This window comes from Flavisericum labens (assembly GCF_045446075.1).
Classification (GTDB): domain Bacteria; phylum Bacteroidota; class Bacteroidia; order Flavobacteriales; family Flavobacteriaceae; genus Flavisericum; species Flavisericum labens.
Window position 1 is genome coordinate 602,762 of record NZ_JBJJBQ010000002.1, and the last position, 14,397, is coordinate 617,158.

Consider the following 14,397-nt stretch of genomic DNA (forward strand, 5'->3'; position numbering starts at 1 on the left):
TTATTATGCACAAAATATTACAACTAACTAGTCTACTTTGCATACTGTTATTCGGTGGAATTGATAGTAATCTGTATGCTCAAAATCCAACGGATTCTACAGTGGTAGATACTAAAACCAAAAAGGGTATTAAAATAACAGGCTCTATAAAAAATGCCTTAACTGGTGATGGTATTTCTGGTATCAATATAGCTGTTGCTGATTTTTCGGCGGCAATTTCAGAGGAGGACGGTAGTTTTTCAATAAATGTACCGCATCTAAATGCTTTGTTAATTGTAAGCGGGCAAGATTACCAAAATAAAGTTTACCCGCTTAATCACAGAAAAAGTGGTTTAGAAATATCACTTTACGAAGAAAGTTATTCTCAATTTTATCAAACTTCTAATTTACCTGGCAACGATGAAGAGTTGCAATATAACAGTCCAAAAGCAGCACAAGTTTTAGATTTTGAGAAAGAGCAATGGGGGGCTCCGGTAAATCAAGCAGTTGGTAATTTTTTACAGGGACGCATTGCCGGTTTGAATAGTGTAGGCAATTCGGGTGTTCCTGGGTCAGGAGCACGTTTAAATATTAGAGGGTTTAATTCGCTTTATGCAACAAACAAACCATTGATTATTCTAGATGGAATGATATATGACGATGAGGATTATGGATCAGGCATTATTCAGTATAATACGTCATCGCCACTTTCAATGTTGGAGGTAAAAGATATTGAAGATATTACTGTATTAAAGGATGGATCCTCTTTATATGGAACAAAAGGTGCAAATGGAGTCATCATTATTACTACAACACGCCCTGTTGATTTAAGTACGAAAATTGACTTTACAATGTACGGCGGTATAAATGAAGATCCTAGACCAATGCCGGTGATGAACTCAGCTGCTTACAGAACTTATTTATCCCAGTTGGTTGCTACTAGAGGAGATACTCAACAGCAAATAGCCAATATGCCATGGATGTTAGATAATCGCGACAGTGGCGTATATTACCAATACCATAACAATACCGATTGGCAGGATAAAGTGTTTAAAAGTAGCCAGAACCAAAGTTATTATCTAAAAATTAGAGGTGGTGATGAGATTGCCAAGTATGGAATTTCTGTAGGTTACTTAAGTAGTGAAGGTATTTCAGGAAACACTGATTTAGAACGCTATAGTACAAGGCTTAACGCTGCACTACGTCTTACTGATAAACTTTCGGTAGATGCTAATTTATCATTAACACATAACACCGAAAACCAAAACGACCAAGGACTTGCTTATAAAACTAGCCCCCTATATTTAGCACTTACAAAGTCTCCTTTTGTGGCATTAAATGCTATAAATGAAACGGGTGAAGTGTCACCAAATTTAGCCGATGTTGATATTTTTGATGTGGGTAACCCCTCTGCAATTATTCAAAATGGAAGTGGCGTTAACAAAAATTATCGTTTCTACGGAAACCTTAACTTTCAGTACGATTTTAGCAAGAATTTATCGGCCAATTTTTTAGCAGGTTTAACTTATAACAAGGAGCGTGAAACATTCTTTATTCCAGATTTTGGGGTAGCCGATATTGTTTTGCCAACTGCAATTGGAAAAAATAGAAGTGGAAGTGAAGTTCAAAAATTATACTCTTTATTTACAGATGCTTATTTAACATTAAAAAAGAGTTTTAATTATAAGCATAATTTCAATGCAAAACTAGGATTTAGAACGCAATCGAATGAATCAGAAAGTGATCTTGGCTTAGGTTTCAATTCGGCAACAGACGACTTTACAACAGTTGGTGCGGGCAGTAACTTGTTACGCCAAGTTGGTGGAGCGCTAGGTGAATGGAATTGGGTGAACGCCTATTTAAGTGCCGAATACAACTATGTTAATAAGTACTTTCTAACAGCGAATACAGCTTATGATGGTTCTAGTCGTTTTGGCGAAGACGTAAAGTTTGGAGCTTTAGGGTCTCTGTCAGCAGCTTGGTTGGTTTCTTCTGAGAATTTTATGAAAAATTCTGGTATCGATTTGTTTAAACTCCGTGCCAGCTTTGGCGTAAGCGGTAATGATGATATTGGAAATTACACAGCTCAACAGCTTTATATTTCCCAAAATCTCTTAGGAATTCAAGGTTTGGTGAGGTCTAATATTGGGAACCCAGATTTAAAACATGAAAGTGTAACAAAGCTAAATTTTGGAGCGGACTTTGCATTATTCAATGAACGTCTTAACATGTCTATAGATGTTTTCAATAATGAAACAACAGATATGATTACTTACCAAACACTAAATACAACCAGTGGTTTTGATTATATTGTATCTAACAGTGGTAATATGCAAACGCGAGGAGCGGAATTAGCTCTTAACAGTAGGCTGGTACACACGTCCAATGTGAAATTTGATTTAGGTATTAATTTATCAAAATATGAAAATGAAGTTTTAGGTATACCAAATAATCGTATACTTACGGAATTTGGAGGAGCAACCTACATAACAGACGAAGGGCAAGATGCTAACTTATTTTATGGTTACAAAGCCAATGGAGTATATAGTACCACTGCTCAAGCTAATACGGCAGGGTTATCTCGACGAATGGAAAATGGTAGTTTAGTTCCTTTTAGTGGAGGTGATGTTATTTTTGAAGATTTAAATGGCGATAATGTTATTGATGAAAAGGACCGAACAGTAATTGGTAATCCAAATCCTGATTTCACAGGAAGCATCAGCACAGTGTTTAATTACAAAAGACTGAGTGTTTCAGGTTTGTTTAATTTCTCAGTAGGAAATGATTTGTATAACGGTGTGCGTAGAAGCTTAGAACAAATGAGTGGTTATGAAAACCAAAGTACGGCTATTGAAAACCGTTGGATAGCGGAAGGCCAGCAAACATCAATTCCGAGAGCCGTATGGGGCGACCCAATAGGAAATGCTTCTTTCTCTAGTCGATGGATTGAAGATGGTTCGTTCTTTAGGCTTAAAACACTTGTTGTTTCTTATGATATTGAAATAGATCCTGCAATCATTAAATATGTGAAGGTCTATGCATCAGGAAGTAATTTATTTACCATAACAGATTATTTAGGCTTCGACCCAGAATTTAGTGCGTCTCAGTCTATCTTTGGGCAAGGTGCTGATATTGGACTTATGCCACAGTTTACAACGGTTCAACTTGGTTTACGCTTAGGGCTATAATTGATTTAAATGTTTAGATTTAGAAAAATGAAAACAATGATTAAAAAAAATATTAAAGGAACTTTTATTTTAGTAGTCTTGGCTGCCCTTACGTTTACATCATGTCAAGATTTTTTAGAGGTTGAGCCACAGGATAAGCTGAATAAAGACCAGGTTTATCGAGATATTTTTGATGCAGATGCTGCAGTAGTAGGTGTTTATGGCAGATTGATGGAATTGGCAAGAAAGTATGTTGTTTTGAACGAATTACGTGCCGATTTAGTAAGTCCAACAGAAAATGCGGATTTAACTTTTCGAGAGTTAAGTGAGCATTCAGTGAGTGCAGAAAACCCTTATGCCAATCCAAAAGACTTTTATGAAGTCATAAATATGTGCAATGACATACTCAAGAATTTTGAGTTGATGCGCGCCGATTTTAGACTGGATACTGATGAATTTAATGAGCGTTATTCAGATATTGGAACCTTAAGAAGTTGGTTGTACTTGCAGTTAGGAATGCATTACGGTGCAGTTCCTTATATTACTGAACCAATTGAAAATATTGATGATATTGGTAACCCAAGCAACTTTGAAAGAATGCCGCTTGAGCAATTAATCGATGAACTTGTTGAGTTTACAGAAAGCTTGCCTTACACCGATTTATATAGTGAGAATAGTTCACTTGTTATTAGTATTGATGGATATAACACACCAAAATTCTTTATTAATAAAGGCTGTCTTTTAGGTGACTTACAGCTTTGGAATGGAAACTATTTAGAAGCAGCCAGTCATTATAAAAACGTAATGGAAACGGGTACAGGTAGTGGTGATATAGCTGTGCTTTTTGATACGTACCGTCTTGGATCCCGTAACGTTAGTACAAACGACGATTTAAGTGTAGGCTATATACGCTTTAGAGAGCAAGATGCTACTGGTCTGGTTAATAATAATACTCAAGGTTGGCGCTCAATATTTGCTAGGGAGAAGGATGCTAGATGGAATACTGAGTGGATTTGGTCATTGCCTTTTGATAGTAACTTTGCACCAAAGAATCCGTTTATTGACCTATTTTCAAATCAAGGTGGAAATTATTTGCTTAAACCATCACAAAGAGCTATCGATTTATGGAAAAATCAAACTCAGCGTAATGACATTCCTTATGACGCACGTGGAGAAAAATTCTCTTATAACATTATCAATGACCAAGAGGTTATAGTTAAGTATTTGTTTAATTATTTAGACTTCACGAATTTTATGCCAGTTGATGAATTTGAAAGAGACGGTGATTGGTTTTTATATCGTGCAGCTAAACTTCATTTGCGCTTTGCAGAAGCTGCTAATCGTGATGGTCAACATAGGCTGGCCGATGCTCTTTTAAATAACGGTATTCAGTCTGCTTATGGAGATCCAGAAAACGATCCAGACGTAACAGATTTTGAACAGACACATTTACCTTTCCCTTATAATTTTGATGCCAGACAAGGTGATTTTCCATACTATAGAGGTGACTGGCATCGTAATGAAGGTTTAAGGGGTAGAGCTTACGTAGAGTTTAAAGAAGTTATTGGCGATAGCTTAATTTCAATAGAAAATGATTTAATCGAAGAAAGTGCCTTAGAATTAGCTTTTGAAGGTAATCGTTGGGGAGATTTAGTACGTATTTCTCTTAGAAGAGGCGACCCTGCTTTCTTAGCAGATAAGATTTATGAAAAACTTTCCAAAGAAGGTAACGCAAATGCTGATGAAGTAAGGTCTAAGTTAATGAATACTGAAAATTGGTACCTACCATTCAATTGGAAAGAAGAAGAGTAGTATTAAACTGATTTTTGTTTCTGATTGAAGAAAATCGCTTCAATAAGAATTAGAAGACTTTATAGATATATAATTATTAAGAGGCCTTAATCCCATTTTTTTAAGGCCTTTTTTTGGTAAAAATGTTATGACTATTTACACTTCAATCTGCATCTAAAAATCATGACTTTTTCAAAACGATTTTGAAATAATAAAACCAGCAAACTATGAAAACTGAAATTTCACTTACCAAATTTGTTTTAAAAGTTTTTACTTTAGGTCTTATGCTTTTAAGCTATGGCAGCATTAATGCCCAAACCCTAGCGTTTCCTGAAGCAACAGGTTTTGGACGTTATACAACTGGTGCTAGAGGGGCAAGCAATCCAGAAGTGTATTTGGTAACGAATTTAAACGATAGTGGTCCAGGGTCATTTCGGGATGCTATAAGCCAAGAAGGGCGATTTATTCTGTTTACGGTTGGAGGTATCATTAATGTGGGCTCAGATATGGTAGTTCCAAGGAATACAACCATAGCAGGACAAACCGCGCCAGGAGAAGGTATCGTTTTTTATGGGCAACGTGTCATGTTTTCGGGAGCTAGCAACACCATTGCCCGTTACCTTAGAATACGTTTTGGAGGATGGGCTAAAAATAAAGATGCTTCAGGGGTGTCAAATGGAGCAAATATGATTTTTGACCATATGACCTTCACCTGGGGAACAGATGAAGTTTTTTCAGTCAACTGGGATAGTAAAGGGACTAGCCCTGATAATATTACAGTTCAAAATTCAATCATTGGTCATGGCTTACACAGGCACAATCACTCGGCTGGAGGTCTCATGCAACCTTCTGACGGAAAAATTAGTTTGATTGGAAATTTATACATCAGTAATAAAACACGTAATCCGAAAGTAAAAGGTATTAACGAGTTTGTAAACAACGTGGTTTACAACTGGGGTAATTATGGTAACACATATGGTCATACTGAATCTGGAGACGCTTACATCATGGGAGGTGATTCAGCCGGTATTTCCAATGTAAATATTATCAATAACTATTTTATTAGTGGTCCACATACTGGCGATGGGGTCACTACGCCCTTTAACAGAGGGAATTCTAATTTCTACTTATACGGTTCGGGAAACTATTTCGATAGTAACAAGAATGGTGTTTTGGATGGTGATTTGGTGCCCGAAGATTTAGTTGGCTATCCTACGGGCGATGCGAACAGTTTGCAAGCTACACCTTACGATTATCCAGTAAAAAATGCACCCTTAACGGCCCAACAAGCTTTTGATAATATAGTATTAAGCGTAGGTGCGTCTTACCCAAAACGCGATCAGGTAGATAGTTTAATGATTGCCGATTTAACATCGAAAGGTACTGAAGCTTTTTATGTTTATAAAGAAACAGATTTACCCTTTATCAATGGAGGTGTAGGTCATGTTTACGGAGCGCCTTCGCCTCAAGATACCGATTCTGATGGTATGCCAGATGATTGGGAGGATGCTAATGGTTTAGATAAAAATAATCCATCTGACGCCGTTTCGGTGAGTATTTCGAATGCACCTTATTTAAATATTGAAGTTTACATTAACAACTTGGTTAATCAAACACCTCCAGATTTTTTAATTCCGCCTTCAAATGTAAATTTTACCAACGTTAATACAGTAGAAACGCCACCAAGCAGTTCTTTAACCATTAACTGGACCGACAATGCGGATAACGAGGATAATTATGTTGTTGAGCGCTCAACCGATGGAAGTTCATTTACCGAAATAGCGCAAGTAGGAGCGAATGTTACGACGTTTAACGATTCAAATTTAGCACCAAACACACAGTATTATTATAGAATTAAAGCCATAAATAGTACTGATGCGTCGGCTTATATAACGGCCTCAATAGTAACACCAGCCGTTCCTTCGGCACCAGATAAGCCTTCAGAGCCTATGCCTACTAATGGTTTTAATTTTGTCGAGCTTTCTGGAGGTAATTTAACATTGAGATGGAACGGTAGCTCCAACACAGAAAACTTCGAGGTTTATTTTGGAGAAGACCAATCTAACTTGGCTAAAGTTGCCGACGTGGGATATTCCGTAAGCCCGTCATATCAAGTAACTGGTTTGAGTACAGATACGAATTATTTTTGGCGAATAGACGCTTCTAACATTAAAGGCTTAGTTACGGGAGATATTTGGAATTTTAGAACCATAGCCAACGTTCCAGAAGAGTTGGTTGGGTATTGGTCTTTTGATGAATCGGCTTCGGATGGAGGAGAAATATTTGATGGTTCAAGCTATGCTAATCATGGCGTTTTAGATTCAAATTACGATAACGCCAATGTTAGAGTTGCCGGCAAGGAAAACAATGCCATTGATTTTTCAACGGCGCCAAATGATGATTTTATAGTAAATATTCCAAATCAAGATCAAATTTATTTAAACAATAAGTCATTTTCAGTTTCATTATGGATGAAAGCACCACTTAATTTATTGCCGACAGGTTCTAATAGTGCTTATTTACTCTGTAAAGGGTCGTTTGGTGTAAATGGTAATTCGGGTTCTACTGGTAAAAGATTTAATATTGAATTTAAAAATAGTGAGTTTCGTTTTGCTATAGATGATAACGTAACCAAGAAAGAATTGTCTACCAACGGAACACCTTTCTTCTCTGGCTTTTGGGTACATGTAGTTGTTATGCGAGATATCGTTCAGCATAAATTGAAATTATACAGAAACGGTGTGTTTATTAGTGATTTGGATGAAACAGGCGTTACTGGTATTGCTGAAATTAGCGATTTAATTTTAGGGAATATTGGGGAGTTAGAGTTATTAAATGGAACATCTCCAGCACCTTATAAAGGGCAATTGGATGAACTTAAAATATTCAACTTTGCTTTAAGTGACGCCGAGGTATCAAATTTATACCAAAATGGTACACTAAGCAATATTGAATTTAATTACAATTCAGATATAAATGTCTTTCCAAATCCGGTAAATCAAGAGTTAAATATTAAAATTAATTCCTACAACGGAGCACAGTTAAATATAACTTTAACAGATGTTACCGGGAAAGTGATTTTAAAAGAGCGTATTGATTCAGTTGGAAAAGGCCATTTCGTGTTGAATGTTGAAGACAAAAATCTTCAAGGTTTGTACATCTTGAATGTTAAGGGAAATAATTTAAATCAAAACCTTAAATTAATCGCCAATTAGATTTTAATTTTATTAAAAGATAAGCCATATTTATGGCTATTGCCGAATAAAATTTAAGTAAAATATTAAAAATCAGTATCTTTAATAAAAAAATAAAAATGACAAAGAATTACATTGCAGCATTATTGTTTTCTTGTTTAAGCCTTTTATCATTTGCAGCAGATTATTATGTAGCTCCAGATGGTAACGATGCGAATAATGGAAGTATTTTTTATCCGGTAGAATCTATAAAAAGAGCACAAGAACTTGCTTCATGGGGTGATACCGTTTACATTCGCGGTGGGTTGTACACTATGCGCGAAGACCAAATTCAAAGATTTGAAAGTATTTGGGCCTATGTAACAGAGCTAAACAAAAATGGCATCAATTATTTTGCCTATCAAAATGAAAAACCAGTTTTTGATTATCAAAACATTAAGCCGGCAGACAAGCGCATATTTGCTTTTTATTTAACAGGAAGTAATATCCATATAAGAGGTATTGAAATTATTGGGGTACAGGTTACCATAACATCACATACGCAATCAGAGTGCTTCGAAATAAAAGGAAGCAACAACACGCTCGAAAATATCAGTATGCACAATAACATGGCTATTGGTGTGTATATTCTGCGTGGTTCCAATAACTTGATATTAAATTGCGATGCCTACGAAAATTGGGATTCTGTATCTCAAGGAGGAACTGGCGGAAACGTTGACGGATTTGGTTGTCACGTAAGAAACGGTGATACCGGAAATATATTTAGAGGTTGCCGTGCCTGGTTAAATAGTGATGATGGTTTTGATTTGATTAATTCGGCAGAGCCCGTGTTAATCGAAAACTGTTGGGCTTTTTACAATGGCTATTCATCTGCTTCGGGAACAGGCAGTGATTTGGTGTCTCGAGGTGATGGTACTGGGTTTAAAGCCGGTGGTTATGGTAAGGCAGCGCAGACCTACCAACAAGTGGTAGATAGGTACGCCCCGATACCAATGAATACCGTTCAATTTTGCATTGCCGCAAAAAATAGATTGCGCGGTTTCTATGCCAATCACCATTTAAATGGAAATTATTGGTATAATAACTCTGCATTTCAAAACACTGAAAATTATAATATGCTAAATTGCAAAGCGCTAAATCCTACAGATTACGGTACAGATGTTGACGGGTGGGGGCACGTTATGGCAAACAACCTAGGGGCTGGCGCTTCTAATCCTTCAAATGAAATCACAAATATAAACGAATCTCAATGCACACTTAACAATAACTACTTTGATTTGGATGTTACCGTTACGCCTGAAGATTTTATCGCTTACGATATTGAATTATTGAAGGCTCCAAGACAAGCAGATGGGAGTTTACCCGATACAGACTTTTTAAAACTGGCACCTGGAAGCGACCTTATAGATGCTGGGTATGACGTTGGATTTCCGTATAATGGAGCTGCACCTGATTTAGGGTATAATGAATTTGCAACTTTAAGTGTAAAAAAAAGTGAATTATTGGAAGGTTTTTATAATTATCCAAATCCGTTTTCATCAGAAACTAATGTCGTTTTTAGTTTGAATGAAAAAACAAAAATTAAAGCGTCACTATACAATTTATTGGGAGTAAAAGTATTTGAAATACCAGAGCAAGTTTACTCAGTAGGTAGAAACAGTATTGTTTTAAGCAGAAATAGCTTGTATTCAGCGAATTATTTGTTGGTTTTAAAAGGTTCAGACGGACAAAAAAGCACTAGATTAATAAGTGTCAAATAATTTTTACATATTAAAATTACTAAAACGGGTTAACCTTATGGTTGCCCGTTTTTTTATTGACAAATTTTAAATGAACAATCGATTACAAAAAATTGAGCTAAGCGGTAAATAAAGTTCATATCTTTGTAATAAACAATAAAATACTTGCCATGAAAAAAACATTACTTATTTCAATATTTTTACTTAGTTGTATTTTGGGTTTCGCTCAAACCACAGTAAGTACGCCACAACAATTGTTATCGGCGCTATCGTCGGCATCTGCTGGTGATATCATTTATATAACTAATGGAACCTATACATTTACATCAAGGTTTTCAATAACAAAAAATGGAACGAGTGGAAATTTAATTTCTCTACTTCCTCATCCGGATAATACGTCAAGGGCCCTATTGGATTTTTCTTCAATGTCTGAAAGTTCTTCGAACCGGGCTATTACATTATCGGGCAATTATTGGCACATAAAAGGTATTGATGTTTTTGGTGCTGGAGATAATGGCATGTTTATAAATGGTAGCAATAACCTTATTGAGTTTTGTACGTTTAGCGAGTGCAAAGATTCTGGGCTTCAAATAGGAAATGGTGGTGCCAACAACACTATTGTTAACTGCGATTCTTTTAACAATGCAGATGCCTCTTTAGAAAATGCTGATGGGTTTGCGGCTAAATTAGACGTAGGAACTGGTAATAAATTTATTGGATGTCGGGCATGGCAAAACCTTGATGATGGCTGGGATGGATACCTTCGAGGAGCTGATAACGTTACAACAACCTATGAAAATTGCTGGGCCATTAGAAACGGATATTTAAAAAGCGGTGCGGTAGGTGCCGGCGATGGTAACGGTTTTAAAACTGGAGGAAGCGACGACAAATTGCTTAAGCACAACGCTATTTATTATAACTGTATTGCTGCAGGTAATGTGTATGATGGCTTTGACCATAATAGTAATCGTGGCGTTATAGAAATTTATAATAGCTCTGCCTATAGCAATGGAAGAAACATAAGTTTTGGTAGTAGCAATATTGCTAATTCACTTACCATAAAAAATTCGGTGTCTGTTTCTAGTGGAAGTAACGATAGTTTTAACGCAATAAATAAAGATATTACCAATAACAGTTGGCAAAATGGTTTAGTGGCTAATGCTGCAGATTTTGAAAGTTTAGATATTTTCGAGTTAATGACCGCCAATAGAGCAGCTGATGGAAGTTTGCCAAATGTCGATTTTATGGCATTGGTAGCAGGTAGCGACCTCATTGATGCTGGGGTAGATGTAGGTTTGCCATTTAATGGGTCAGCCCCAGATTTGGGATATCTTGAAACTGGAACTTTGGGTGTCGAAGATTTTTTAGTGGAAGATGGTTTGAGTAATTATCCAAACCCATTTTCAACTCAAACCAACGTGGTTTTTAATCTTAAACAGGCAACAAAAATTAAGGTGGGTGTTTATAATTTATTGGGAGTAGAGGTTTTAAGTTTGAAAGAAAAGGCCTTTTCTGCTGGGAATAATTCGTTTATTTTAAATAGAAACCATCTAAGTTCTGGGAATTACATGCTGATTTTAAAAGATAGAAACAATCAAAAATATTCAAGACTGATTGCAATCAAATAGAGTATATGTCTAATGGCATTTATAAAACAGGCCGATTATTTCGGTCTGTTTTTTTTTTTTTTTGTTTAATCCATGTGAAAAACTTCTTTTAGCGGCTTTTCAATAGGTGAGTTATCTTCATTAGTATCCATAATATCGGCCATGTAAGCCCACCATTTTTTTACCAAAGGATGATTGGGTAAATAAGCGACATCAAAATCTTTAGAAATTTTTTGGACGGCGAATAAGATTAACGTTTCTTCATCTAAAAAAATACTATAATCTTGAATGCCTGTATCAGAGAGCAATGTTTCTAATTCTGGCCAAATATCGTCATGACGTTTTTTGTATTCGGCCTCAAAACCGGGCTTTAATTTCATCTTAAAGGCATTTCTTATAGTTTCGCTCATTAGTTTGATGATTTAGATTTAAGGTTAATGTAAACGGGTTCGTTTCGATTACAAATGATTTCTCCATTTTCATATAGTAATTCTGCAACTTGAATAGAACTTCTTCTCGTTTCGTAAGTGTCTTGGCCTTCATTTTCAGAAACTCTTCCAGGGTGGGTAAAGTAGAACACATAGGCCTTATTGTTATTGATAATTACATCGGGATGCCCACCCTTTACCTTATCGTCTTTTCCAGCCCCAGGCGCTTTTAAAATATTGTTTTTTTGTCGTTTCCAGCTTTTAAAATCGTCAGAAGAATAAACACCCAGGCCACGCCAAGCATCATGAATCATCCAGTTTTTTTCTTTCCACTGAAAAACAACTGGCCCTTCACCCCGATCGTCTATCACTTTCGTACCACTATCATTCCAATTATATAGGTCTGGACTATCAGCATAGTAAATAGATTTACCATCATTTTCGTTGTTATAGAACATGCGCCAAGTGCCGTTTGGTAATTGAAAAACATCGGCATCGATACAGCGTTCTGAGGCCAATTCTAATTTTGATTGAAACTCCCAATCCGTTAAGTTTTCACTAGTTAAATGGATAATATGCCTTGGATGGTACCAATCTTCAAAAATACCTGGTACAATGGTTAAATACATGTGGTAAGTACCTTGGTGCTCTAAAACATCTGGTGCCCAATGTGTAACGTCATCAATGTGGTAATCAATATTACAGGTGCCTTTGTATGTCCAATGAGCACCATTTTCAGATTCGGCAATTCCAATTTTTGTTCCGTGTACCCACGCTACTCCACTAGCAGCAGTATTATTGGCTCGTCTATTGGTGTAAAACATATACCATTTTTTATGGTTTTTATTCCAAACTATCGTAGGGTCTGCAGCACCATCAAAAACAGGGTCTTTAAATAAGGGTTTATCCGCCTGGTATGATTTATTTATATTTTTATTAGTGACTTTACACGAAAAGCTCAACAATAAAATAAGGATGTATGTTGATTTAAGTCTCATTAAAAAAGATGGTTATTTTAATTCAACATTAACGGTTTTATCGTCTTTTTTGAATTGATTTTGAAGTAGTGTTTTCATGTTATTGGTAACTATAGAATCTTTATCTATTAGATTATGCTCCTCTTCAGGATCTTCTTCAATATTGAAAAGCTCATATAAAGCAGGTGAATGGTCTTTATAGCGTTTTCTCACTATTTTCCAAGGTTTCTTTATAAGGCATTCCTGCTTATGGCCACGAATGTATATAGGGTGTTCGGTTTCAATAGTTGAATTTTCAATGGAAGCCCAAACATTACTTCCTTCAACATTTTTGGGGTTTTCGGCGTTTACCAAAGCCAGTATGGTTGGCATAATATCTGATACCGACATGTAATTTGAATTAGTTTCTACATTCAAATGGTCTTTCCAATAAAATACGGCTGGCACACGTACAGCACCTTCATAATTTGAAGCTTTCCAATCACGTAAAGGTTCATTACTTCCCAAAACAGGGTTAGGCCCATGGTCGCCATTATATTGCGTTGTTGGGTACCAATTTTCCATGGCGCCATTATCGCTTAAAAAAATAACCAAAGTGTTTTCCTCTAAATCGTTTTGCTTTAGGGTTTCCAGAACTTTGCCAATGCTGTGGTCCATATGTGTCATGGCCGCAGCGAAATCTCGTCTCGAACTATCAGCAATCGTTTCTAAATATGGCGCTTTCCATTTGTCCTCTTCTTGCAAAGGAAAATGAGGTGCGCTATAAGCGAGTTGAACATAGAAATTTTTTGTAGTATCTCGTTTTTTGGTTAGCCATGCAATAGCCTCTTTAGTGACCAAATCGGTAGTATGACCTTCTTCTTCAATCATTTCATCGTTTCTATACCAACTGGAATCACCATTTTTGTATCGGTGTGTATATTGGTCTATTTGTCCATGTAGGAACCCATAAGAATAATCAAAACCAAAGGCATTCGGACCGTTCGAAATATCCAAACCCAAGTGCCATTTACCAAAGAGTGCATTTTCATAATTGTGTTGCTTCAAAACTTGAGGCAGTGTAGTAATCGAATCTGGCAGGGTTTTATTGCTTTTTCCACTAATAGGAGCCACTATACCAATTCTGCTGGCTGGCATTCCCGTTAAAATCGAAACTCTAGAAGGTGAGCAAGTAGGGTTGGCATAAAACCGATTTAACTGTTTACCGTTTTTAGATAGCCAATCGATGTTTGGTGTATTGATTTCGGAACCGTTATAGCCCACATCGTTCCAACCGGCATCATCGGCAATTATTATGAGGATGTTTGGGTTTTTTCTATTGGTTGCTATTTTTTTAGAGTTATTGCAAGCCCCTAAGAAGAGCAATAAACATCCTGATAAAATAAACTTTGAAAAATACATTCATTATATGTTTAAATTAATATTTATATAACCTAACAACCAAAGATATTTAAATCAATTGCTACTGGCATCCTGCCCTATACTGCAAATATCATGAAGTAAACAGGATGCAAC

8 protein-coding genes are annotated in these 14,397 nt (G+C 36.3%); 5 read left to right on the forward strand and 3 right to left on the reverse strand.

Annotated features, from left to right (window positions below; genetic code table 11):
* The first annotated feature begins 5 nt into the window (after positions 1-5).
* The 5 genes from ACIEHO_RS06275 to ACIEHO_RS06295 all read left to right on the forward strand — a co-directional run bounded on the left by ACIEHO_RS06275 (position 6) and on the right by ACIEHO_RS06295 (position 11,498).
* Complete coding sequence (locus ACIEHO_RS06275) at positions 6-3,167, forward strand: SusC/RagA family TonB-linked outer membrane protein (protein ID WP_406969771.1); 3,162 nt, start codon at positions 6-8, stop codon at positions 3,165-3,167.
* A gap of 36 nt (positions 3,168-3,203) precedes the next feature.
* Entirely contained in the window at positions 3,204-4,958 is a 1,755-nt protein-coding gene (locus ACIEHO_RS06280) for a RagB/SusD family nutrient uptake outer membrane protein (protein ID WP_406969773.1), read from the forward strand.
* Between the two features lie 206 nt (positions 4,959-5,164).
* Positions 5,165-8,152: a LamG-like jellyroll fold domain-containing protein gene (locus ACIEHO_RS06285; protein ID WP_406969775.1), complete on the forward strand. Its 2,988-nt coding sequence runs from the start codon at positions 5,165-5,167 to the stop codon at positions 8,150-8,152.
* A 98-nt stretch (positions 8,153-8,250) separates the two neighbouring features.
* Positions 8,251-9,891 carry a right-handed parallel beta-helix repeat-containing protein gene (locus ACIEHO_RS06290; protein WP_406969777.1) on the forward strand — a complete coding sequence of 547 codons (1,641 nt, stop codon included), beginning with the start codon at positions 8,251-8,253 and terminating at the stop codon, positions 9,889-9,891.
* Positions 9,892-10,040: 149 nt separating this feature from the next.
* Positions 10,041-11,498 (forward strand): right-handed parallel beta-helix repeat-containing protein, encoded by a 1,458-nt coding sequence (locus ACIEHO_RS06295; protein WP_406969779.1) that lies wholly within the window; start codon positions 10,041-10,043, stop codon positions 11,496-11,498.
* A gap of 65 nt (positions 11,499-11,563) precedes the next feature.
* On the opposite strand, the gene rhaM is transcribed toward ACIEHO_RS06295, so the two are convergent.
* Genes rhaM through ACIEHO_RS06310 form a run of 3 tightly spaced genes read right to left on the reverse strand, consistent with a single transcriptional unit; the run spans position 11,564 to position 14,283 of the window.
* Positions 11,564-11,887 (reverse strand): L-rhamnose mutarotase, encoded by a 324-nt coding sequence (gene rhaM, locus ACIEHO_RS06300; RefSeq protein ID WP_406969781.1) that lies wholly within the window; start codon positions 11,885-11,887, stop codon positions 11,564-11,566.
* Positions 11,887-12,903: a family 43 glycosylhydrolase gene (locus tag ACIEHO_RS06305; protein WP_406969783.1), complete on the reverse strand. Its 1,017-nt coding sequence runs from the start codon at positions 12,901-12,903 to the stop codon at positions 11,887-11,889. The genes rhaM and ACIEHO_RS06305 overlap by 1 nt, the downstream gene beginning before the upstream one ends.
* Before the next feature lie 12 nt (positions 12,904-12,915).
* Entirely contained in the window at positions 12,916-14,283 is a 1,368-nt protein-coding gene (locus ACIEHO_RS06310) for a sulfatase family protein (RefSeq protein WP_406969785.1), read from the reverse strand.
* Positions 14,284-14,397: the final 114 nt, after the last annotated feature.